22 protein-coding genes and 1 pseudogene are annotated in these 22653 nt (G+C 65.8%); 18 read left to right on the top strand and 5 right to left on the bottom strand.

Annotated elements, in window-relative coordinates; translation table 11 throughout:
* Positions 1-3: 3 nt before the first annotated feature.
* Both J7396_RS12130 and J7396_RS12125 read right to left on the bottom strand, forming a co-directional pair.
* Positions 4-675 (bottom strand): acetyltransferase, encoded by a 672-nt coding sequence (locus J7396_RS12130; RefSeq protein WP_209261505.1) that lies wholly within the window; start codon positions 673-675, stop codon positions 4-6.
* Positions 672-1109 carry an FdtA/QdtA family cupin domain-containing protein gene (locus tag J7396_RS12125; protein ID WP_008574961.1) on the bottom strand — a complete coding sequence of 146 codons (438 nt, stop codon included), beginning with the start codon at positions 1107-1109 and terminating at the stop codon, positions 672-674. The genes J7396_RS12130 and J7396_RS12125 overlap by 4 nt, the downstream gene beginning before the upstream one ends.
* A gap of 304 nt (positions 1110-1413) precedes the next feature.
* Between J7396_RS12125 and J7396_RS12120 the strand changes: the two genes are divergently transcribed.
* The 14 genes from J7396_RS12120 (at position 1414) to J7396_RS12055 (ending at position 12864) form a co-directional block, all read left to right on the top strand.
* Complete coding sequence (locus J7396_RS12120) at positions 1414-2034, top strand: cytochrome b/b6 domain-containing protein (RefSeq protein ID WP_209261504.1); 621 nt, start codon at positions 1414-1416, stop codon at positions 2032-2034.
* Positions 2035-2117: 83 nt separating this feature from the next.
* Positions 2118-3461 (top strand): hypothetical protein, encoded by a 1344-nt coding sequence (locus tag J7396_RS12115; protein WP_031422239.1) that lies wholly within the window; start codon positions 2118-2120, stop codon positions 3459-3461.
* A 26-nt stretch (positions 3462-3487) separates the two neighbouring features.
* Positions 3488-3880, top strand: a complete 393-nt coding sequence (locus J7396_RS12110) for a c-type cytochrome (protein ID WP_011347070.1) — start codon at positions 3488-3490, stop codon at positions 3878-3880.
* 446 nt (positions 3881-4326) lie between these two features.
* Positions 4327-5019, top strand: a complete 693-nt coding sequence (locus tag J7396_RS12105; protein WP_228729253.1) for a hypothetical protein — start codon at positions 4327-4329, stop codon at positions 5017-5019.
* A gap of 51 nt (positions 5020-5070) precedes the next feature.
* Positions 5071-5664 (top strand): sigma-70 family RNA polymerase sigma factor, encoded by a 594-nt coding sequence (locus J7396_RS12100; protein ID WP_007964109.1) that lies wholly within the window; start codon positions 5071-5073, stop codon positions 5662-5664.
* Positions 5661-6317 carry a zf-HC2 domain-containing protein gene (locus J7396_RS12095; protein ID WP_011347068.1) on the top strand — a complete coding sequence of 219 codons (657 nt, stop codon included), beginning with the start codon at positions 5661-5663 and terminating at the stop codon, positions 6315-6317. Before J7396_RS12100 ends, J7396_RS12095 begins: the two co-directional genes overlap by 4 nt.
* Complete coding sequence (locus J7396_RS12090) at positions 6314-7639, top strand: S8 family serine peptidase (RefSeq protein ID WP_209261503.1); 1326 nt, start codon at positions 6314-6316, stop codon at positions 7637-7639. The genes J7396_RS12095 and J7396_RS12090 overlap by 4 nt, the downstream gene beginning before the upstream one ends.
* 10 nt (positions 7640-7649) lie before the next feature.
* The gene (gene ccmC / locus J7396_RS12085) at positions 7650-8408 is read left to right on the top strand and encodes a heme ABC transporter permease CcmC (protein WP_011347066.1); all 759 of its coding nucleotides are present in this window, start codon (positions 7650-7652) and stop codon (positions 8406-8408) included.
* Positions 8405-8611: a heme exporter protein CcmD gene (ccmD, locus tag J7396_RS12080; protein WP_008574947.1), complete on the top strand. Its 207-nt coding sequence runs from the start codon at positions 8405-8407 to the stop codon at positions 8609-8611. The genes ccmC and ccmD overlap by 4 nt, the downstream gene beginning before the upstream one ends.
* Positions 8608-9078 (top strand): cytochrome c maturation protein CcmE, encoded by a 471-nt coding sequence (gene ccmE, locus J7396_RS12075; RefSeq protein WP_127171295.1) that lies wholly within the window; start codon positions 8608-8610, stop codon positions 9076-9078. The genes ccmD and ccmE overlap by 4 nt, the downstream gene beginning before the upstream one ends.
* Positions 9079-9141: 63 nt before the next feature.
* Positions 9142-11130 (top strand): heme lyase CcmF/NrfE family subunit, encoded by a 1989-nt coding sequence (locus J7396_RS12070; protein WP_127171294.1) that lies wholly within the window; start codon positions 9142-9144, stop codon positions 11128-11130.
* Positions 11127-11669, top strand: coding sequence for a DsbE family thiol:disulfide interchange protein (locus J7396_RS12065; protein WP_029819178.1), 543 nt, complete (start codon positions 11127-11129; stop codon positions 11667-11669). Before J7396_RS12070 ends, J7396_RS12065 begins: the two co-directional genes overlap by 4 nt.
* Complete coding sequence (locus J7396_RS12060; protein WP_209261502.1) at positions 11669-12163, top strand: cytochrome c-type biogenesis protein; 495 nt, start codon at positions 11669-11671, stop codon at positions 12161-12163. Before J7396_RS12065 ends, J7396_RS12060 begins: the two co-directional genes overlap by 1 nt.
* The gene (locus J7396_RS12055) at positions 12157-12864 is read left to right on the top strand and encodes a C-type cytochrome biogenesis protein (RefSeq protein WP_209261501.1); all 708 of its coding nucleotides are present in this window, start codon (positions 12157-12159) and stop codon (positions 12862-12864) included. The genes J7396_RS12060 and J7396_RS12055 overlap by 7 nt, the downstream gene beginning before the upstream one ends.
* Before the next feature lie 354 nt (positions 12865-13218).
* On the opposite strand, the gene J7396_RS12050 is transcribed toward J7396_RS12055, so the two are convergent.
* Both J7396_RS12050 and J7396_RS12045 read right to left on the bottom strand, forming a co-directional pair.
* Entirely contained in the window at positions 13219-15291 is a 2073-nt protein-coding gene (locus J7396_RS12050; protein ID WP_209261500.1) for an ATP-binding protein, read from the bottom strand.
* Positions 15278-16795 (bottom strand): ATPase domain-containing protein, encoded by a 1518-nt coding sequence (locus tag J7396_RS12045; protein ID WP_031422225.1) that lies wholly within the window; start codon positions 16793-16795, stop codon positions 15278-15280. Before J7396_RS12045 ends, J7396_RS12050 begins: the two co-directional genes overlap by 14 nt.
* A 297-nt stretch (positions 16796-17092) precedes the next feature.
* Here J7396_RS12045 and J7396_RS12040 point away from each other — a divergent pair, with 297 nt between their 5' ends.
* Positions 17093-17437, top strand: coding sequence for a response regulator (locus J7396_RS12040; RefSeq protein ID WP_136733874.1), 345 nt, complete (start codon positions 17093-17095; stop codon positions 17435-17437).
* Positions 17438-17551: 114 nt separating this feature from the next.
* On the opposite strand, the gene J7396_RS12035 is transcribed toward J7396_RS12040, so the two are convergent.
* Entirely contained in the window at positions 17552-20407 is a 2856-nt protein-coding gene (locus J7396_RS12035) for a PAS domain-containing protein (RefSeq protein ID WP_057681540.1), read from the bottom strand.
* 261 nt (positions 20408-20668) lie between these two features.
* On the opposite strand from J7396_RS12035, the pseudogene J7396_RS12030 reads away from it, so the two are divergent.
* The 3 genes and pseudogenes from J7396_RS12030 to J7396_RS12020 form a co-directional block, all read left to right on the top strand.
* Positions 20669-20838, top strand: a pseudogene (locus tag J7396_RS12030) (MarR family transcriptional regulator); the annotation flags it as partial.
* Positions 20839-20880: 42 nt separating this feature from the next.
* A complete protein-coding gene (locus tag J7396_RS12025; RefSeq protein ID WP_057681618.1) occupies positions 20881-21345 on the top strand; it encodes a MarR family transcriptional regulator in 465 nt (154 codons plus the stop codon).
* A gap of 35 nt (positions 21346-21380) precedes the next feature.
* The gene (locus tag J7396_RS12020) at positions 21381-22571 is read left to right on the top strand and encodes an FAD-dependent monooxygenase (RefSeq protein ID WP_014089931.1); all 1191 of its coding nucleotides are present in this window, start codon (positions 21381-21383) and stop codon (positions 22569-22571) included.
* Positions 22572-22653 lie beyond the last annotated feature (82 nt).

Here is a 22653-nt window from a genome sequence, read left to right as displayed (position 1 = left end):
CGTTCAGAGCTCCACATCGAAGCTGGATCTGCCCGCCACCGCGCGTGCCGGCGAACCCACGTACACACGCTCGGCTTCGGTATGTCGCGTCACCAGCGCGCCGGCACCGATGACGTTGTCCGCGGCGATCCGCACCTTGTCGCTGAGCGTGGCGTTGACCCCGATGAAACTGCCCTGCCCGATCTCGCAATAGCCGGAAATCACCGCATGCGAAGCGATGAACACATGATCCTGCACCACCGTGCGGTGGCCGATATGGTTGCCGCTCCACAACACGCAGTTGTCGCCGATGCGGGTGAACGGCTGGACGACGTTGCCCTCGAAGATGAAGCAGTTGGCGCCGATCTGCGCGTTCTGCCAGACGAACGCGCGTGAGCTCACGTACGTCGCGCAGCGATAGCCGCGCAGCACCACATCCTGGAACAAACGGGTGCGCAGGCGATTGAGTTGCGTTGCCGGAATCGCCACGAACACCGCATAGTCTTGCGGCGGATAGCGTTGTTCCAGTTCTTCGTACGCCACCACCGGCAAGCCGGCCACGGTGGGCTGCAGCAGAAAATCGCGTTCCACACTGAAGGCGACCACCGTGTAGTGGCTGTCGTGCTGGAAGTACTCGCACGCGATCTGCGCGAACTCGCCTGCGCCGACAATCACCAGTTGCCTCGGTACGCTCATGCTTCCAGCCTGCAGGCTTGCAGCGCGGCGCCAGTGCGCACTTCGCTCACGAACTGGTCGTAATCCAGGATGTAATCGCCAGGGTCGTAAAACTGGTCGGCCAGCACCATCAGCACGCAGTCGGCACTGAAGCGGTACAGGTCGCGCCACACCATGCGGCCGAGCAGCAGGCCTTGCGACGGGTCGTCCAGCACCACTTCGCTAGGACCATTGCCGTTGCCTTCGTCGAGCAGAATCGTCACCGAGCCGTGCAAGGCCACGGCGAATTGATTGAGCTGGCGGTGCGCATGCTGGCCGCGGTGCACGTCGTGGCGCGTGCCGAACAGGTAATACACACGGCGGATCTCGAACGGAACATTGCGCTGCTGCTCCAATGAAATGAGCAGCCCGCGATCGTCACCGTGGGTATGCAACTGGATGCGTTCGATAGCCATGATCGGAGAGGCGTAACCGCTGACTGCACGTAGTGCGACATGCCTGAGTGCGTCGGGTTGCGCGAAAGGTTGCGCGCGCTCGGGGCCATGCGAAGCGCTGTGCGCGCAAGCGCAGCCGACCGCATCGCAGCGCTTCGGTGTGCAGCACGTGCAAACCAGGTGCCACGGCGACGCAACCTTTTTCCGACATCGCCGCACCCATCGGTGCACGTTCACCTGGCCGCCGTTCGGCCGGCGTGGGGAGCCAGGCCTGGCAGCGCAGCGCGCAGCCGGAACCAACGACCACCACCGGAAGACAGATCAGATGCGTTCCTTCCCCCCTGCGCCCGCCAGCGCTCCCGTCAACGGCACAGACACCGCGCCCCTGCCAGAACAGGCGCCCACAGCTGCGCGCGTGCTGCCCTTGCCCAAGGCGATGCGCGTGCTGCACTGGCTCACCGTGCTGTGCCTGGCCATGGCGGCCACGCTGATCCTGCTGCGTGCCGAGCTGGATGGCCGCGCACTGCGTCAGTGGCTGCTGGAAGGCCACCGCCACTTTGGCTTGCTGGTCCTGGTGCTGTTTGCGTTGCGCATCGGGTTGCGCCTGCGGTTGCGCAGATTGCCGCCCGGTCCACCCGCATCCCTGCCGATGCGCCTGGCCGCCGGTGCCACGCATGTGGCGATGTACGGCCTGATGCTCGCGCTGCCATTGCTGGGCTGGTCGCTGAGCAGCGCCTACGGCAAGCAGGTGTATTTCTTCGGCATCCCCTTGCCCGCGTTGGTCGCGCCGGACGGCGACCTCGGCGACACCCTGGGCACCTGGCACTTGAACGCAGCCTGGGCGCTGCTGGCGCTGGTGCTGCTGCATATCGGCGCCGCGCTCTGGCATCACCTGGTATTGCGCGACGGCCTGTTGCGCCGCGTGTTGCCGGGCAAGCGCGCATGAGCCGCCGCACCCCGCCGTCTGTCATTCGTTTCCTCGCCCGTTCCCGCACCGCTGCCTCCCGCACCGTCGAACAAGGACTTTCCATGCCCATGCCCCAGCCCGCTCCGCGTCGCACTGCCGCGCGTACCGCCTCCCTGACGTCCTTGTTGTGCGTGTCCGGCCCTTTGTTGCTACTGGCCAGTACGCAGGCGCAGGCGATTCCCTCGTTCGCGCGCCAGACCGGCTCGTCCTGCGCCGATTGCCATGTCGGCTCCTATGGTCCCTCGCTCACACCCTACGGCATGCGCTTCAAGCTCGGCGGTTTTACCGATACCGATGGCGAGGGCACCAAGATCCCGGTGTCCGGCCAGCTCACCTGGTCGCGCAACAACCCCAGCCGCGGCGACAGCACCTCGCGCCTGCGCGAAGCCGATCTGTATCTGGGCGGCCGCCTCAACGACAACATCGGCGGCTACTCGAAGATCCGCTCCAACAACAGCGGCAATGCGACCTTCGATACGCGCCTGGACGATGTCGATCTGCGCTTTGTCAGCAAGCCGTTCCAGATGGCGGGCAAGGACACCATGATCGGTGTCAGCGTCAACAACAACCCGGGCATTTCCGACCCGGTGCATGTGTTGCCGAACGCCTCCACGCTTACCCCTGCCTCCAATGGCGGCGCCTCCACCATGCTCAGCTCCTCGGCGCTGTCCAACCGCGTCATCGGCGCCAGCGTCTACGGCCTGTATGACCGCAATTGGTACGGCGAAGTGGGTAGCTACAGCGCGCTGTCGCCGTCTGCGCAGGACCGCCTCGGCTGGCCGGTCAACGGCGACCCGGGCAAGCTCAGCGACACCAGCTATGCGCGTCTTGCCTACATGAAGGACATGAAGCGCCAGTTCTTCTCGGTGGGCCTGACCGCGCTCACGACCCGCCGCCAGCCGCTGCGCACCGGGCCCAGCGACGACCTCACCGATTTGGGCTACGACCTGACCTACCAGTTCCTCGGCACCCGCGAGCACGTGCTGTCGCTGGCCTACGTCAACATCTACGAGCGTCGCAAATACGGCAGCCCGCTGATGTCGACCGACCCGACCATGCCGGCGCTGGACCGGGGCAGCGTGCGCGATCAGACCCTCAGCATGAACTACGCCTTCAAGCAGACCTACGGCGTGCTGGCCGCGCACATGATCAACAGCGGCTCGTTCGATGCGGCGCGCTATTCGCCGGTGGGTATCCCGGACACCACCAGCAATCTGATCCTGCTGTACTGGACCCCGTTCGGCAAGGACGGCACCTACACCTCGATGGCCAACCTGCGCGTGTCCGCCGGCTGGTTCCGTTTCGACAAGTTCAACGGCAGCACCTCCAACGTCTTCCGTGGCCCGCCGATCACCAATCCGCGCGATCTCGACAGCTTCACCCTGTCGGTCAATCTGGCCTTCTGATCCCTCCCGCACCTGTACGGATCCACATGAACCCACCACGCAAACTCTCCGTGTTGTGCGCCCCGTTGGCCGGCCTGATGCTGGCGGGCGCACTGACCATGCCCTCGGCCTACGCTGCCGACGGCGCCGGCGTCTTCCTCACCGAATGCGGTGAATGCCACAGCGTCAAACCGGGCAAGAACAAGAAAGGTCCGTCGCTGTTCGGCGTGGCAGGCCGCCCTGCCGGTACCGTCGCAGACTTCGGCGGTTATTCCGATGCGCTCAAGAACAGCAAGTGGACCTGGACTCCGGCCCAGCTCAAGACCTATCTGTCGCAATCCTCGTCCAAGGCGCTGCCGGGCACCAAGATGAAGTACGACGGCCTGGACGACCCGAAGGAGCTCGACGCACTGATCGCCTACCTCAACACCCTGAAGTAGGCGCGGCCACTGCGGCATGGCGCGTCGTCGCCCGAGGGGGCGGACGCATGGCGCGCCAATCGCCCAGCCGTGGCAGCTTGTCCGTCGGCAGCCTGCACAGCCAGGCGTTGCAGGCGGCCGCGACCGGCCGGCCCGGATGGATTCGCGTTGCCCGACGCGGTGCCTTCGCGTATACGGACGCAATCGCCGCCGCCGCGGTGGTCTCGTTCGCCGCCCTGGGGCACCATCGCGTCCCTGTTTGACACCCGCCCACGCCATTGCCGACCGCTCCAGCTTCCAAGCCGCTCCCCTCCCGACCGCGACGCCACTGCGCCCGCGCGATCTTCTGCGTGGGCGCACTGTTGGACAGTGCCGCACGCCACCCACGGTGCGAGGCGCAACCGGCCTTATCCGCCCAGCAACCAGGCCAACCGCGGGGGCGTCGCCCACCACGCAGTCACCGCACGCTGGTGCAGTGGCTGCTGCTGGCTCTGGCAGCCGGCTCCTGCGGCAGCGCCCTGGCCAAGGACTTCGGCGGTGCAGTGGCGCTGACCTCCAGCCTGATCGACCGTGGTATCTCGATCGCGCCCAACAAGGTCACCGTGCAGGCCGCAGGCTACTGGCTGCCCGCCCCCGGCTGGTCGGTTTCCACCTCGGTGGCGCTGCAGTCCCCCGCCTGGAGTGATCCGGTCGCGGTCACCGCCCAGGTCGGGCGCGCCTGGATGCTGGACGATCGCTGGCAGATGCAGGCCAGCCTGCTCTACTACGGCTACCCGACCGACCGCGCCACGCGCACCTTCGACCGCCAGGAAGCCAGCCTGGCCTGGTCCTACCGCGACCTGCTGACGTTTTCGCTGTCCACCTTCAATTTCCCACGGGCCGACCGGTCGCCGTGGAACGTGGCGTTCGACATCACCGCCAACGTCCCGCTGCGCAACGATGTCAGCCTGTCGCTCGGTGCCGGTTCGTCGCGCTTTCCGGCCATGGCCTACGGTGCAGCGCGCTCGGGCCGCTATCAGTACGGCCAGGTGGGCCTGAAGTGGAACCGCGCCGGATGGACACTGAAAGCCGAGCGTATCCTGACCAGCGGCAATACCCCGCGCATGCAGGGCGGCCCCGGCGACATGCCGTGGCTGGGCACGGTCGCCAGAACCTTCTGATCAACACGCAACCTTTTGCCTGCCTGCGCGCACTGACGTGGGTTACCCGCCATGCCTGCACCGATGAATGACACCGACACCCTGGGCGATGCCACCGACCGCATGCTGTTGCGCCGCATGGCCGGGGGCGATCGCGACGCGCTGGCCAGCATGTACCACAGCTATCACGGACGGCTGTGCCGCTTCCTGTCGCGGCTGACCCGCCGCCCGGACATCATCGAAGAGGCCATCAACGATTGCTTCTGGATCGCCTGGCAAAAGGCCGGCGACTTCCGCGGCGACTCGCAGGTCTCCACCTGGATCATGGGCATCGCCTACCGCTGCGGACTCAAATGCCTGCGCCAGCATGACGGCGAAGCCATCGACGACACCGCCCTGGTGGAAGACCACGCCCCCAGCGCCGACGACAACGACGACCGCGAACTGCGCGACTGGCTGGACAAGGGCATGGAGCGGTTGTCGCCGGACCAGCGCCTGGTGGTCGAACTGGTCTACGGCGTCGGCCACAAGCTCGAGGAAGTGGCCGACATCATGCAGTGCCCGGTTGGCACCATCAAAGCCCGGCTGTTCCACGCCCGGGTCAAATTACGCAATGTGCTGCCCGGCCTGGCCGGCGGCGCCCCTTACACGGAGACCATGCAATGAAGACGTTTTTCATCGCGCCTGGCAAGGAATGCTCGCACGCCTGGGAATTGATGCCGGCGGTGCTGCTGAACAGTGCCACCGAGGAAGAAAACACCTGGCTGATCGCGCACGTGGCCAAGTGCGCCTCATGTAGCGCCGAATTCGCCCAGCAGAACCGCCTGCGCCAGGCCCTGGCGCTGCCGTCGACAGTGCAACTGGACCCGAACGCCGGTCTGCAACGCCTGCTCGGCCGCCTGGATGCACCGGAGCAGCACAGCGCACCTGCGCGCGTGCCGGCCGCACGCCGCTCCGGCAGTTGGACGGTACGCGCCCTGGCCGCCGCGGCGCTGGTCCAGGCCATCGGGCTGGGCGTGATGGGCGTCAAGCTGGCCTCGCCCGCGCCATCGCACGACTACCGCACGCTCAGCAGCGTGGTGGCCCTGCCGGTGCCGCAGGGCGCCATCCGCGTGGTGCCGGACGCAAAGATGACCGTGGCCGACTGGGACCGGCTGCTGCATGCGCAGCAGTTGCAGGTGGTCGGCGGCCCCAACGACATGGGCGCCTACACCGTGGTGCCTGCCGCACCGCAGCCCCCGGTCCAACCGCAGCAGACCGTGCAGCAACTACGCGCCACCCCGGGCATCCGGCTGGCGGAGATCGTCTCGGCCCCATGAATCGCCTGCTCGCCATTGGCCTGATCGCCGCGTTCACCGGCCTGGGCGCGACCTCCCACGCGCACGCGGCCGCAGCCCTCCAGGAGCCGGCGACCGATGTTGCCGGCACCGCCCCGCCACTGGCCGATGCGCAAACGCCCGATGGCAGCCGCGACATCCTGCTGGCGGTGGCCAACCCGCTCGCCGCGCCGCCAGCCCGCGCCGGCTCCAGCCTGATCGGCTACGCATCCAGCTATTACGGTGCCGGCCAGAAGGCTGCCGCGCGCATGGACAGCATCAAGCAGCGCTACAAATTGCGCGAAGTCTCGGCCTGGCCGATCACCTCGCTGGGCCTGTATTGCGCTGTGCTGCAGCCGCCGCCGGGCGTCTCGCGCGATGAACTTGTCAGTGCGCTGGCCGACGACGAAGGCGTGGAGCTGGTGCAGCCGGTGCAGGATTTTTCGGTGTTCTCCACCGATGCGTCGGAAAAGACGACCGCGCTGTCCAGCTACAACGACCCGTACGTGGACATGCAACGCGGCTTCATCGACACCGATGCCGCCAGCGCACAGACCGTGACCGAGGGCCGCGGCGTGGTGATCGCGGTCGTCGATACCGGCGTGGACACCAACCACCCCGATCTGAAGGCGCGCATCCGCGACGTGCACGATCTGGTCGACGACACACCGGTGAAGACCAGCACTGATCCGCACGGTACCGAAGTGGCCGGCATCATTGCCGCCGGCAGCAACAATCACCAGGGCATCGTCGGCATGGCACCCAAGGCCATGCTGAGTATCTACAAGGCGTGCTGGTACGCGCCCACGGTCGGCGCCACCGCACGGTGCAATACCTTCACCCTGGCCAAGGCGCTGGCGGCGATCGACAACAGCTCAGCGCGCGTGATCAACCTGAGCCTGGGTGGCCCCGCCGATCCGCTGCTGAGCAAGATGCTGCAGCAGCTGGTGCAACAGGGCCGCATCGTGGTGGCGGCAATGCCACCAAACGGGCGCATGGATGGCTTTCCCAATGACGTACCCGGCGTGCTGGTCGTGCGCAGCAGCAGCGCAACGCCGGCCATGCCGGGCGTGCTCAGCGCGCCCGGCAAGGACATCCTGACCACGCAACCGAACGGCCGCTACGACTTCACCTCCGGCTCGTCGATGGCCACCGCACATGTCAGCGGCATGGCCGCGCTGTTGTTGTCGCTGCAACCGTCGATGGATGCCAGGGCGTTGCGCGAACTCATGCAGCGCACCAGCAAGGTTTCCGACGGGCAGTTGCAGGTCAACGCCGGCGCCGCAGTGCAGGCGCTGGCGCCTCACGCCAAACACTCCAACTGACGGCACCGGCATGGCCAAGTGGATTCCCTTGTGGCTGCATCAACTCAGCTCGCCACCGACGTTCTATCGTGTCGCCGGCAGCGTGCGCCCGTGGGCGCTGGGGCTGGCCGCGCTGCTCGGCGCGGTCGCAGTCTACGGCGGCCTGGTACTGGCACCGCCGGATTACCAGCAACACGATGCCTACCGCATCATCTTCATCCATGTGCCCAGCGCCTGGATGAGTCTTTTCATCTACGCGGCAATGGGCGTTTCGGCGTTCATTGCGCTGGTGTGGCGCATCAAGCTGGCCGAAGTGGTCGCCATGGCCTCGGCACCGATCGGCGCAGCCTTCACCTTCATCACCCTGTGCACCGGCGCGCTGTGGGGCAAGCCGATGTGGGGCACCTGGTGGACCTGGGATGCGCGGCTCACCTCCGAGTTGCTGCTGCTGTTTTTGTACCTGGGCGTGCTGGGCCTCTATTACGCCGTGGAAGACCGCCGCCAGGCAATGCGCGCCGCCGGCTTGCTCGCACTGGTGGGGCTGGTGAATCTGCCCATCGTGCATTACTCGGTGGTGTGGTGGAACACGCTGCACCAGGGTTCCACTGTGCGCCTGCTCGGCCCCTCCAAGATGAGCGCAGACATGCTGTGGCCGCTGCTGACCATGATGCTGGCAACCAAGTGCTATTACGTTGCGAGCCTGTTCGGCCGCGTGCGGGTGGATTTGCTGGCGCTTGAAAGCGGCAAGGACTGGGTCCGCCGCATCGTGTTGACGGAGCGCAGCGCATGAGCGCTTTCCTGGCGATGGGCGGCTACGGCCAATACGTGTGGACCGCTTATGCAGTATTCGTGCTGGTGCTGCTGGCCGATCTTGCAGCGCCCTGGCTGCGTCGCCGCCGCTTGCCGCGTGAACTGCGCGGCCAGTTGCAGCGGCAGGTGCCGCGTCGTGCACGCGATCAACCGGCACCGGCACTGGAGCGCGACGCGCCATGAACGCCACGCGTAGACAACGTCTGTGGTGGGTGATCTGTGTACTCACCGCCGCCGCGTTGGCCGTCACGCTCATCGTGTTCGCTTTGCAGCGGAACATGAGCTACCTGTTCACCCCAAGCCAGGTCAGCGCGGGGGAAGCCGCCGGCTACCAGCAATTCCGGCTCGGTGGCATGGTCAAGGCCGGTTCGATCCAGCGTGCCGGTGATTCGCTGAAAGTCAGCTTCACCGTCATCGATAAAAACGCGGCCACCCAGGTGGAGTACACCGGCATTCTTCCGGATCTGTTTCGCGACAACCAGTCGGTCATCGCCAACGGGCGCATGCAGGGCGGGCGCTTCGTCGCCAACGAAGTGCTGGCCAAGCACGACGAGACCTACATGCCGAAAGAGCTGAAGGACGCCATGGCCGAAGGCCATGCCGGAAAACCACTCCCCGCCACCGCCACGCCGCTGACCGCGCCGCGTTGATGCGCTTCCGGTCGCTGCCACGCACCTCATGACTTCCCTTCCGTTTCGCCTTGCGATCCGCCCATGACGCCTGAACTTGGCCAGATCGCACTGATCCTGGCACTGCTGTTATCGCTCGCCCAGGGCGTACTGCCCTTGATCGGTGCGTGGCGCGGCAACACCGCGTTGATGGGTGTCGCGCGGCCTGCGGCGGTGGGCCAGGCGGTGTTCGTGTGGATGGCGTTCGGCCTGCTCGCCTGGTCGTTGTTGTCGCTGGATTTTTCGGTGGGCTACGTCGCCGCCAACGCCAACATTGCCCTGCCCTGGTACTACCGCGTTGCGGCGGTGTGGGGCGCGCACGAAGGCTCGTTGCTGTTGTGGATCGCCATCCTCGCCACCTGGACGGTGCTGCTGGCCGCCTTCAGCCGGCACCTGCCGCAACATTTCGCCGCCCGCGTGCTGGCGATCTTGGGGCTGATTTCGGTGGGTTTTCTGGCCTTCATCCTGCTGACCTCCAATCCGTTCGGGCGGCTGTCGCCGATTCCGCTGGATGGCAACGAACTCAATCCGGTGTTGCAGGACCCCGGCATGACCTTCCACCCGCCGGTGCTGTACACCGGCTATGTCGGGTTTTCGGTGGCCTTCGCATTCGCAGTGGCGGCATTGCTCGGCGGCGAACTGGAACAGGCCTGGGTGCGCTGGGCACGGCCGTGGACCAATGTGGCCTGGGCCTGCCTCACCGCCGGCATCGTCGCCGGCAGCTGGTGGGCCTATGCGGAACTGGGCTGGGGCGGCTGGTGGTTCTGGGACCCGGTGGAAAACGCCAGTTTCATGCCCTGGCTGGTCGGCACTGCGTTGATCCACTCCCAGGCGGTCACCGAAAAACGCGGCAGCCTGCGCGCGTGGACCATCCTGCTGTCGATCCTGGCGTTTTCGCTCTCGTTGCTGGGCACCTTCCTGGTGCGCTCGGGCGTGCTGACCTCGGTGCACGCGTTTGCGGCCGATCCGCGCCGTGGCCTGTACATCCTCATTTTTCTGGTTGCCGTCGTCGGCGGCTCGTTGCTGTTGTATGCACTGCGCGCGCCCAAGATCGCCAGCGGCAAACCCTTTGCCGCCGCCTCGCGCGAAACCGGCATTCTCATCGGCAACCTACTGCTCACCGTGGCCGCGGCCATGGTGTTGCTGGGCACCTTGTTCCCGCTGATCGCCGACGCGTTTGCGCTGGGCAAGGTCTCGGTCGGGCCGCCCTACTTCGGCCTGCTGTTTCCGTTGTTGATGTTGCCGGTGGTGCTGTTGCTGCCGTTCGGCCCCTACCTGCGCTGGGGCAAGGCCGAAGCCGCACCGTTGAAAGCACTCGGCACACGCGCAGGCATCGCCGCGATCGCCTGCGCCCTGGTCGGCAGTGTGTTTGCCGATGGCCAGGCCAAGGCGATCGCCGGCATGGGTGTGGCCGCATGGGTGGCTGCGGGCACCGCGTTGTACGTGGTCAAACGCTGGCGCGACATGCCGCGCGGGCGGCGCTTCCCGGCGGAAATGGCCGGCATGCTGATCGCGCATGCGGGCGTGGCGGTGTTCGTTGCCGGCGTGCTGGTCTCCGAAAGCCTGTCGGTGGAACGCGATGTACGGCTGTCGCCCGGCCAGAGCGCGCAGATCGCCGGCTACAGCTTCCGCTTCGATGGCGTGCAGTTGGTGGATGGGCCGAACTGGAAGGCCGAACAAGGCAGCGTGCAGGTCAGCCGCAACGGCCAGGTGGTCGCGCAACTGCATCCGCAAAAACGCCTGTACAGCAGCGAGCGGATCCAGACCGAATCGGCCATCGATCCCGGCATCACCCGCGACCTGTATGTGGCGCTGGGCGAGCCCTTGGACGATGAGCACATCGAAAACGACTGGACGCTGCGCCTGTACTACAAGCCCTTCATTCGCTGGATCTGGGCCGGTGGCCTGCTGATGATGCTCGGCGGCTTCGTCAGCGCCTGCGCACGCCGCTTTCGTGCACCGGTGACTGCACACCCCTTGGCCGCTTCTCCGGCGCAACCAGCGCTCGTCATCGCACAGGAATCGCACCCGTGAATCGTCTGCTGCCCTTGCTGGGCTTCGTATTGCTGGCGGCGCTGTTCGGCGTCGGCATCCTGCGGACCATGCAGCACAATCCGCGCGACGTACCGTCGCCGTTGATCGGCAAACCGGCACCGGCGTTCTCGTTGCCGCGGCTGGACCACCCGGCGCAACGCGTCGGTCGTGACCAGTTGCTGGGCAAACCCTACGTGTTGAATGTGTTCGGCAGCTGGTGCGCCGAATGCGTGCACGAACACCCGGTGTTGATGGCCCAGGCCAGCCGGCTTGGCGTGCCGCTGATCGGCTACAACTACAAGGACGTGCCCGCCGACGCCATCGCCTGGCTCGCGCGACTCGGCAACCCGTATGCAGTGGTGATCGCCGATGAAGCCGGCCAGACCGCCATCGACTTCGGTGTCTACGGCGCACCGGAGACGTTCCTGATCGATGCGCAGGGCGTGATCCGCTACAAGCACATCGGCGTGCTGACCCCGGATGCCATCGACGACGAGTTGCTTCCGGCCATCGCCGCGCTGCCCAAGGGTACGCCGTGATGGCGGCGCGTCACACACGACGGTGGCATTGGCGCTGGCATTGGCGCGCGCAAGGCCGCCGTGTGCGTTTGTTGCTGGTGTTGCTGCTTGGCATGCTGCTGGCGCCCTCGTTGGCAGCGCAGGCCGTGGATCCGCTGCCGTTCAAGGACCGCAGCGAAGAAGCGCGCTACCAGCACTTGACCGCGCAACTGCGCTGCCTGGTATGTCAGAACGAAAACCTGGCCGATTCCAACGCAAGCCTGGCGCGCGATTTGCGGCATCAGGTGTTCGCGCAACTGCAGGCCGGCAAGAGCGATGCGCAGATCAAGCAATACATGGTCGATCGCTATTCGGATTTCGTGCTGTACGACCCGCCGGTCACACGCGGCACTTGGCTGCTGTGGTTCGGGCCGGCGCTGATGTTGCTTGCAGGTGCCGGCGTGGTCATCCACACCGTGCGCACCCGTGCGCGCGCCGGCACGCCGGTGGCGCCGCAAGTGGAGGACCAATGGTGATGGCGGGTTTTTATATCGCAAGCGCCGTGCTGGTGGGGCTGGCCTTGCTGCTGTTGCTGGTACCGCTGCTGCGCCGCCCCACCGGCAGCGGTCGTGCGCGTTACCGCTTGGCAATTCTGCTGGGACTGGGCCTGCCGCTGGCCACGGCCGGGTTGTACCGGCTGGTGGGCGCGCCGGAGGCGATCGTCACGCATGTGTATGCAGCGCAACCAGCGCAAGTCGCCTCGCTACCACCATCTGCGGATGCAGGGCAGGCGCAAGCGGCAAGCACCCCTGCCGATGCGCAGGCGCAGGCGCTGGATCGCTTCATGCAGCAGGCCAAGACATTCGAGCAGAACGACCGACCCGCCGAGGCGCGCGAAGCGTATGCACAAGTACTCAAGATCGCTCCCGACATCAGCGCCGCCATTGTGGGCTGGGTGGCGGCGGATATGGCCACGCACGCCGATTTTGCCATCGACGCCGCATCGCGCACACGCCTGCAGCAGGTGATCGCACGCGAGCCGGACAACCAGCGTGGGCTCTGGTTGCTAGGCATCAGCGATTTTCAGCAGCAGGACTTCGCCGCCGCCACTGCGCACTGGCGGCATCTGCACAGTTTGCTGGAAACCGGATCGCCGATGCAGAAGGCGGTGGCAGACAAGATCGCGGTGGCCGAATCGATGGCCAGCGCGCGGCAATCCGCGCGTGGGACGCGCTGAGCAACGCAGCCTGCGTGATGCGGCTTGATTGCGATGGCTGCAGCGCAATTGCACAGCGCGTACGCAATGCCAAGCAGCCGGTTCACGCGCGAGACGCGGCACCTGGCGCAAACACTCCGCGTCATCGCATCGTGCACTCAAGTGCGACGCATCGTGCCGTGCAGTTGCGGCAGAACGCACGTCATCGCATTGCAGCCTCTCGCGCCAGCGTGCCAGCTGGAGCGCATCTACCGAAAAGGCCGGGCAATCGCGAGGCAGACAGATCGCCACGCAAGAGCGAAAGCGAGCACGCGTACACGCCGCTCCCCTGCATCATCCACGTTCGACCGGCTCGCTACATCGCGTTAGCTGCACTCAGGCCGAAGGCCCCAGCACATCGTGCAGCTTTCCACTGAACTCGCCCAGCGTAAATGGCTTGGCGATCATGCTCATGCCTTCGCCGAGAAATTCGCCACGGTCGCGTGCCGTTTCTGCGTAGCCGGTCATGAAGATCACCGGCAGATCGCGCCGCGACTGCCGCGCGATCTCGGCCAACTGGCGTCCGTTGAGGCCCGGCAAGCCGACATCGGTGACCAGCAGGTCGATCCGCCGTGGCGAGGCAAGAATCGGCAGTGCCGCGTCCGCGTCGGCCACCACGTCGGCCTGGTAACCCAGCTCGCTGAGCAGTTCGGTGACCAGCAGCCGCACCTGCTCGTCGTCTTCCACCACCAGCACATGCTGGCCCTGCCCTGCCAGCACCGCATCGCTCTGCGTCTGCGGCACCGCGGTTTGCGCCGCAACCCCGGCGGGCAGATACAGGCTGACGGTGGTGCCCGCGCCCGGCTGCGACTCCACCCACACCTGCCCGTTGGACTGCTGCATGAAGCCGTAGATCATCGACATGCCCAGGCCGGTGCCCTGGCCGATCGGCTTGGTGGTGTAGAACGGCTCGAACACGCGTTCAAGCACGTCAGCGGGCATGCCGGTTCCGGTGTCTGCAACCGACACCACCACGTAATTCCCCGGCGCCAAGGCGATGCCACGCCCGAGTTCCAGCGGCTGATCTTCCACCTGCAGCTGCCGGGTTGCGATACGCAGCTGCCCACCGTCGGGCATGGCATCGCGCGCGTTGATGGCCAGGTTGATCAGTGCGCTTTCCAGCTGATTCTCGTCAACGTACGCCTGCGGCAGTTCCGCACTGAGATCGATCTCCAGGCGCACCGATTCGCCCAACGTGCGCGCCAGCAACTCCTGCAGCGACACCACCAGATCGTTCAACTGCAGATCCCGCGCCTGTAGCGACTGACGCCGCGAGAATGCCAGCAGGCGCTGGGTGAGCGCAGCTGCACGCAATGCCGAGGCAGAGGCCACATCCAGAAAGCGACCCAGCCCTTCGGTACGCCCCTGGTCGATGCGCAGCCGCGCCAGATCCAGCGCAGACAGGATGCCGGTGAGCATGTTGTTAAAATCGTGTGCGATGCCGCCGGTGAGCTGGCCCACTGCTTCCATTTTCTGCGCCTGGCGCAGTGCCGCTTCGCTGGATTCGCGCGCCAGCATCTGCTGCTGCAACTCGGCGGTCCGTTCGGCCACCTTGGCTTCCAGCAGGTTGGCCTGTTGCTGGATCGATTCCAGCGCCAGCGCACGCGTGGTCACATCGGTGGCGAACACATGGAATCCATCCACCTTGCCATCTGCATCAAAGCGCGGCATGTAGCGGATTTCCGCATCGCGGCGCCGGCCATCGGCATGCGGCCAACTGGTCTCGATGGTCAATGTCTGCCCGGCCAATGCGGCCTCGATCCAGGCGCGGCGCTGTTCGACCACCGCAGGCCCCACCACATCCACCAGCGGCCTCCCGATCACATCGGCAGGCGGCACACCAATCCAGTCTTCGTACGAACGATTGGCAAAGCGGTAGATCAGGTTCTTGTCGATGAAGGCGATCAGCACCGGCAGCGCATCGGTGACCCGTCGCAGTTCGGCCTCGCTCTGCGCCAGCGCAGCGCGGCTTTTGGCCAACTGCGCCAGCTGGTCGCGGATGACGAACTGCTTCTGCCGTGCGCGCAACGCGGTGGAGATGGCGCTCAGCAACGAAGCTGAGCTCAGCGGCCGCTCCAACTCGATGACGTTGGTCATGTCGGCCGGCAGCCGCACCTGCCGGCGGTTGTGTGCGCCACGTGGCGTACGCAACAACACGAACGGAATGTCCGACCAGGCCTGCTGGCCTTGCAGGATGTGCGACAGCGCATGCAGGTCGCCACGGATGGCTTCTTCGGTCAGTACCACCACGCCGGAGCCATCGTGCAGGTCGCCTGCCAGCGCGCCCAGCGTGGCATGGACCCGGCATGTCAGCCCGCGTTCGCCAACGATGCTGGCAATGCTCTGCGCGTCGCGGCCGAACGGCGCGATGATATGGACGATGGAGCCGTCCGCGTCACAGATATTCAAGGGGACGATCCAGCAACGGGCCGTCGTCTCCGACAAACTGCGGCGTACCGGTCAACACGCCGTGGAATTTCTCCAGCGGCTCGCTCAGTTGAAGACCGCTGCTGCCGATGCGCAATTCGCGAATCGCATCTTCGTGCGCGCCACTGCGATTCTTGATCACCGACAACGCCTTGCGGATGCGTCCTTTCGCCTCGAAAAAGCGCAGCAAGACGACGGTGTCGGCCATGTAGGAGACATTGAGGGTGCTACTGGTCGCCATGCTGCCGACCAGCCCCTGCTGCGGGTTGATCAGGAACGTGGTCACCCCGCTCTGGTTGAGATACGACAACAGCTCGTGCATCTGCAACATCAGCTGCTTTTCCTGCGGCATCGACGCCAGATACCCGTTGAGGCTGTCGATCACCAGAATGCGGCACGCGCGCTCCTCCACGCTGCCACGCACCGTCCAGGCGAATTCGCCCGGCGTGACTTCGGCCGGATCCATCTGATGCAGCTCCAGCAGACCCGCGTCCATATATTTGCGCAGATCCATGCTCAGGCCTTCGGCACGCTTCAACAAGGTGCCGGTGCGCTCGTCGAACTCCAGCACGCAGCAATGCTCGCCGCGCTCGCACGCGGCAACCACGAACTGCAGGGCCAGATTGGTCTTGCCCGAGCCGGCTGGCCCGGTCAGCAGCGTGCTGGTCCCGCGCAACGGGCCGCCGTGCAGCAATGCATCGATACGCTCCACGCCGCTTGGTACCGGTTCGCCGATAAATGGCCGGTGGTGGTCGGAGGCGATCAAACGTGGATAGATACGCATGCCGCCGGTGACGATGGCCAGGTCGTGATAGCCGGCGATGAAATCCACGCCACGCAATTTCCGCACCTGCATGCGGCGCCGCGCCGCACCGAACTCCAGCGTCGTGCGCTCGAGCGAAATCACCCCGTGGCACAGGCTGTGCAAATGCGCATCCCGCTCGCCGTTTTCGCCGGTGAGATCGTCCACCAGAAACACCGTGATGTTGCGCGGCGCGAAATACTGCTTGAGCGCCAGCACCTGGCGCCGATAGCGCAGCGAATCCTGCGCGAGCAGGCGCAACTCGGACAACGAATCGAACACCACCCGCGTCGGCTTCACCCGGTCCACTTCGGCCTGGATGAGCTTGATGGTGCCATCGAGCTCCATCTCCCACGGATGCAGGATGGATTGCTGCCGCCCTTCGCCCAGGAAGGCCTCTGCTGATGCCAGCTCAAAGATATGCAGGGACTCCAACGACCAATGGTGCGAAGCAGCCACTTCAGTGAGCTCGTCGATGGTTTCCGACAAGGTCACATACAGGCAACTCTCGCCCTTGGCCGCAGCATCCAGCAGGAACTGCAGTGCAAGCGTCGTTTTGCCCGCACCAGGCTGGCCTTCAAGCAGGTACAAACGGTTGGCGGGCAGCCCACCTCGTAAGATAGTGTCGAGCCCGGTGCTGCCAGTGGTGATGCGGTTTGCGATCATCGGCGTCACGTTCTTCATAGAGCTGAATTTAACACGTGCGCGTTATTGGCCGGTGGGCGCGACTGAACTGATCAGCTTGCTTTGCTTGACGCGATTCACGGCATCGCTGCTGCAGGTATCGCAAATCAGCAGAATTGCGCTGTTTTTCGATCATCCGACTGGGTGGCGCATGGCGTTGGCAACAGCGGTGAAGCATTGTGTTGCAGCATCGCACGCCGCCGTCACGCAGGCGCGCCTAACGTGGATCTCGAAGCATCGCAGCATTGCGATCGCTCGAGGACCGCAGTGGCTCACGCATTACCCAACGCACGCATCCTGTTGGTCGAAGACGACGATGCAATCCGCGAGATGGCTGCAGACATTCTTGGCGACGAGGGCTACCACGTGGTGGCGTCTGCAGACGCCGAACACGCGCTGACGCAACTGACCAGGGCATGCCCGTTCGATCTGCTGCTGTCGGACATCTGCCTGCCCGGCATGAACGGGCGCGACCTTGCCGATCAGGCGCGCATGCTCTACCCCGCAATGCCCATCATCTTCATGACTGGCTACGCAGGCGAAATCGCCAAACGTGCCGACTTTCTGGATACCGGCATGCGTCTTTTGACCAAGCCATTTTCCTTGCGCGATCTGCTGGGCATCGTACAGACGGCGCTCTAGGCAGGCCCAACCGCGTGCGCCCGCTGCGTCTTTGCGCCACGTTCGCTGCGATACGCATGTCTCAGGCGATCGATGCCGGTGCAACGAGCGGCTCGCAGCAGCACCGGCACCTGATTAGCGCGCGCGACGCTCCAGCAACTGCGCCACCCGCCGCTCCAGCTCGATGGCCTGGAATGGTTTGGTCAACACTTCCATGCCATCGTCGAGCTGGCCCGCGCCCACCGCGGCGCTGGCCGCATAGCCGGTGACGAACAGCACCGGCAGTGCAGGACGCGATTGCCGCCCGGCGTCGGCAACCTGTCGCCCATTGAGGCCGCCGGTCAGGCCGACGTCGGTCACCAGCACATCGATGTGCTCTTGCGAGCGCAAGCGCTCCACCGCCGCACTGCCCTCGGCGGTTTCGATCACGCGGTAGCCGGCTTCGGTGAGTACTTCGGAGATCAAGACACGAATCGCGGTTTCGTCCTCCACAAGCAACACGGTGCGACTGTGCGCAGCATTGCGCTGCAGCGGCGCATCAGCAGGTGCCACGTCGTCTTGCGCCAGCACGCCGGTGAAGCGCGGCAGGTACAAGGCCATGGTGGTGCCCACGCCCACTTCCGAATCGATGCGCACATGCCCGCCGGACTGTCGAGTGAACCCATAGATCATCGACAGGCCCAACCCGGTGCCCTGGCCGATGGGCTTGGTGGTGAAAAACGGTTCGAACACCTTGGCCATGACCTCGGCCGTCATGCCGGTACCGGTGTCCTGCACACTCAGGCACACGTAATCGCCAGGCGGCAGCTCCAGCTGCTGGGCGGCAGCGGCATCCAGCGCGCGGTTGTGCAGGCTGATGGTGAGCTGCCCACCATCGGGCATGGCATCGCGCGCGTTGATGCAGAGATTGAGCAGCGCGTTTTCCAGCTGCGGCGCGTCCACCAGCACCTGCCACGCTTGGTCTGCCGGACGCAGCTGCAGCGCGATCGACGGCCCCAGCGTGCGCGCAATGATGTCGTGCATGCCACGCACCAGCTCCTCCACATCCAGCGCGGTGGGCGCCAGCGTCTGCCGGCGCGAAAACGCCAGCAACCGCTGGGTCAAGGCAGTGGCGCGCGCCGCGCTGGATTGCGCCATTTCCACATAGCGCTCCAGCCGGTCGTACTTGCCCTGTTCGATGCGCGTCTGCAGCAACTCCAGGCCGACACTGATGGCGGTGAGCAGATTGTTGAAGTCGTGCGCCAGCCCGCCGGTCAGCTGCCCCACCGCTTCCATCTTCTGGCTCTGACGCAGCTTCTCTTCGGCAAGCAACAACGCCGCGCTGCGTTCGCGCACGCGCTCTTCCAGCGTCTCGGTCAGTTGCCGCAGCTGCTCTTCGGCCACGCGTTTGTCGGTGATGTCGGCAGAGGTGCCGAACCATTCGGCGATCTGTTCGCGCTCATCCAGCAACGGAATCGCGCGCATCAAGGTCCAGCCCACCTGCCCATCCGTGCCGAGCACCCGGTATTCCACATCCACACCAGACTTGGTGGCAGTCGCCTGCGCAAGCGCTTGCGCCAATCGCGCGCGGTCGTCCGGGTGCACCATCGCCTGCCAGTCGGGCGTGGCCGACACCGCATCGCTCAGCACACCGTCGCCGACCAATTGGCGCCATTCGCGCCAGTGGGCACTGGCGGAAAAAATCGATTGCGATGACGCGCGTACCAGTGCGTCCAGGCGCCGCTCGCTCTTTTGCAGCGCTTCGCTGGCCAGCCGCTCGGCGGTGCGGTCGCGCAACACCTTGACGAACCCGATCGCCTCGCCGGTTTCTTCGCGCAACACCATCAGCGAGCCATTGGCCCAGAACCGCTCGCCGGATTTGCGCACGTGCCAGCGCTCGTCCATGCCGCTGCCGCTTTCCAGCGCGGCAGCGGCCTCGATCAGCATCTGCCGCTGCTCGACGTCTTCCGGCGTAAAGGTGCGCTGCAGCGTTTGCCCGAGCATCTCGACCTCGCTCCAGCCCAGAATGCGCCGCGCACCCTCGTTCCACGACGTCACCCGCCCGTGCATATCGGTGGCGATGATGGCGTAGTCCATCACGCTGTCCAGGATTTGACGGTTGCGCACTTCGGCCTCGCGCACCGCGCGCTCCAGGCTGATGCGGTCGGTGATATCGAGGCCCTGCACGAAGATGCCGGAGATGGTGCCATCGGCGCCTGCGATCGGCTGATAGACCAGATCCAGCAAGCGTCGCTCGGCGGGACCACCGGGCACCGCCTGCACGTTGTACGGCAGCGCATTGGCCGAAAACGCGCGCCCGGACCGGTACACCTCGTCCAGGCGACGCACATGTCCCTGTTCCACCGCATCCGGCAGCGCCTCGGCCAACGGCCGCCCGATCACATCGCGGTGGCCGATCAGGCGCGAATAACACGGGTTGGCGAACTCCACCCGGTGCTGCGGCCCGCTCAGGAACGCCATGAACATCGGCGCCTGCTCGAACAAGCGGATCAGGCGCTCGTGTTCGTCGGCCAGCCGCGCCTGCGCCAACTTGCGCGCGGTGACTTCATTGGTGACGCAGAACGCGCCGCCCACCCGGCCATCGTCCAGATAGATCGGAGAGAACGAGAACGTCCACCAGGTCTGCTCCGGCACGCCGTAGCGGTTCATGCCGATCGGCACTTCCTCAAAGCGCGATGCCTGCCCTGCGAACGCCGCTTCAATCGGCTCGCGCACCGCCTCCCAGGCATCGGCCCACAACACGCGCAGCGGCGCGCCCAGCGCCTGCGCCTGGCGCGGCCCCAGGATCGGCGTGTAGGCGTCGTTGTAGAAAAAGGTCAGCGCATCGCCCCACACCACATACATGCTTTCGGGCGAACCCAGCATCAGATCGACCGCATTGCGCAACGGCGATGGCCACTGAGCGGTTGGTCCCAGCGGGCTCGCCGCCCAGTCGTGGCTGCGTACCGCCTGCGCCATGACGCTGTTGCCGTGCGGAAATCCCGCATTCATAGAGGGCGTACCTGCATTGCGTCCACACGCAGGTCGCCGCTCCAGCACGCACCGCGCACGACCGCGAGGTCGCCTGCTGCGAGCATCTCCATCATCCATCCGTACATCATGTCCAACCGTTGAAAAGACCAGGTCGCCGCAGGCGCACGACGCGTCGGCAAGACCGAGCCGCGCGCTCGCGCCCATCATCTGGCCTATGGCTGGTGGCGTCCAGCCACGCCCGCAGGCGATGGCTGAACCAGGCAGCTTGCGCTCCTGCGTTTGCGGCAGCGCGCAGCCTGCGCCACAGCCGGTACAGCCGTCGGCCCGCGCACATGGGGCCGTGCCGTCTTCGGGCCGCGCAGCATCGCGATATCGCCCCGGCAGCCAAGCCACCGGGCGTGCACGCGGTGCCACGCGGCAACGAGCGCCATGCCGCACTGCAGGAGACGTACCATTGCCCGATAGCCACAGGGCAACGCACGGTCTTACAGATGCTTGATCAGAATGAACTCATCCATCCGCAGGCTGCTATCGCGCCGGGGTATCTGGCCAACCATGCAGCGCGGGTCTTCAACCGCCTGGTGGACGCCGAACTGCGGCCGCACGGCGTGTCGCTGGCGCTGATTGGCCCGATCATGCTGCTGTCCTGGAAAGGCCCGATGCTGCAGCGTGACCTGGTCATCGCATCGGCCGTGAAGCAGCCGGCCATGGTGGCACTGCTGGACAAGCTGGAGGGACTGAAGCTCATCAAGCGCACCCCGACCCCGCAGGATCGCCGTGCCGCGCTGGTGGCGCTCACCGCCCGCGGGCGCAAGATTGCCGAACTTGGTGGGCGTGCGCTGCTGGGTATGAACGCGGTGGCGCTGGAAGGCTTTTCCGCCGACGAGGTGCAGCAGACCGTCGCATTGATGCACCGGCTGATCGCGAACATGGAGCGTCACGGCCAGGACGTGTAATATCACACCTGATATTTCCTGCCAGGATGACAGCAATGCCGCGTCGTATCCTCATCACCGGCGCCAGCATCGCCGGCAACACTGCCGCCTGGACACTCGCCCATCGCGGCTTCGATGTGACCGTGGTGGAGCGCGCCACCCGGTTTCGCGATGGCGGCCAGAACATCGACGTACGTGGTGTCGGCCGTGAGGTGCTGCAACGCATGGGCCTGGAACAGGCCGCGCTGGCCCAGGGAACCGGCGAAGAAGGCACCGCCTGGATCGACGCGCACGGCCAGGCCGTCGCCACCTTCAAGACCGAAGACATCGATGGCGATGGCCCGACCGCCGAACTGGAGATCTTGCGCGGCGATCTGGCCCGCCTGCTCTACGATGCCGCGCGCGGCCATGTGACGTACCGCTTCGGCGACCGCATCGCCAGCATCGAAGACGCTGCCGGCAGCGATGCCGCAACCGTCACCTTCGAAAGCGGTTGCAGCGAACGCTTCGACGCGGTGATCGTCGCCGAAGGCGTGGGCTCTTCGACGCGCGAACAGGTCTTCCCGGGGGAAAACGATCCGCGCTGGATGGATCTGACCATCGCCTACTTCACCATCCCGCGCAGCGCCGACGACGACCCGCTGTGGCGCTGGTACCACACCACCGGCGGGCGCAGCATCTCGTTGCGACCCGACCGGCACGGCACCACGCGCGCCATGCTCTCGCTGCAGAAACCGCCCGAAGGCGAACAAGACTGGGACATCGACGCCCAGAAGACCTACCTGCACGAGCGCTTTGCCGACGCCGGGTGGCAGGCGGCGCGCGTGCTCGATGGCATGCATGGCACCGACGACTTCTACTTCGATGCCCTGCGCCAGGTGCGCATGCAGCGTTGGCATAGCGGTCGCACCGTGCTTACCGGCGATGCGGCCTGGTGCGCGACGCCACTGGCCGGGATCGGCGCCACCCTGGCAGTGACCGGCGCGTATGTGCTGGCCAACGAAATCGCCCAGGCCGCCACGCTGGACGCGGCCTTCGCTGCCTACGCCACCGCCATGCGCCCGATGGTCGAGCAGGCCCAGGGCGTGCCGAAGATCGGCCCACGCCTGATGAACCCGCATAGCCGGCTCGGCATCCACCTGCTGCATGGCGCACTCAAACTCGCCAGCCAGCCAAGCGTGCAGAACCTCGCTGCAAAGTGGATGACGCCGGCGATCAAGGCGCCGGATCTCTCGCGTTATCCCTAAGCGCCGTTGCAGGCGCCGGTAAGCCGCCGGCGGCAGCGTTGCAGGCAGGAACGACGAGTGTCTCGGCGCATTGAGCAGCCCC

It is taken from the genome of Xanthomonas sp. A1809 (assembly GCF_017746015.1).
GTDB classification, from domain to species: Bacteria; Pseudomonadota; Gammaproteobacteria; order Xanthomonadales; family Xanthomonadaceae; genus Xanthomonas; species Xanthomonas euvesicatoria.
This window is presented reverse-complemented; position numbering and strand designations above follow the sequence as displayed.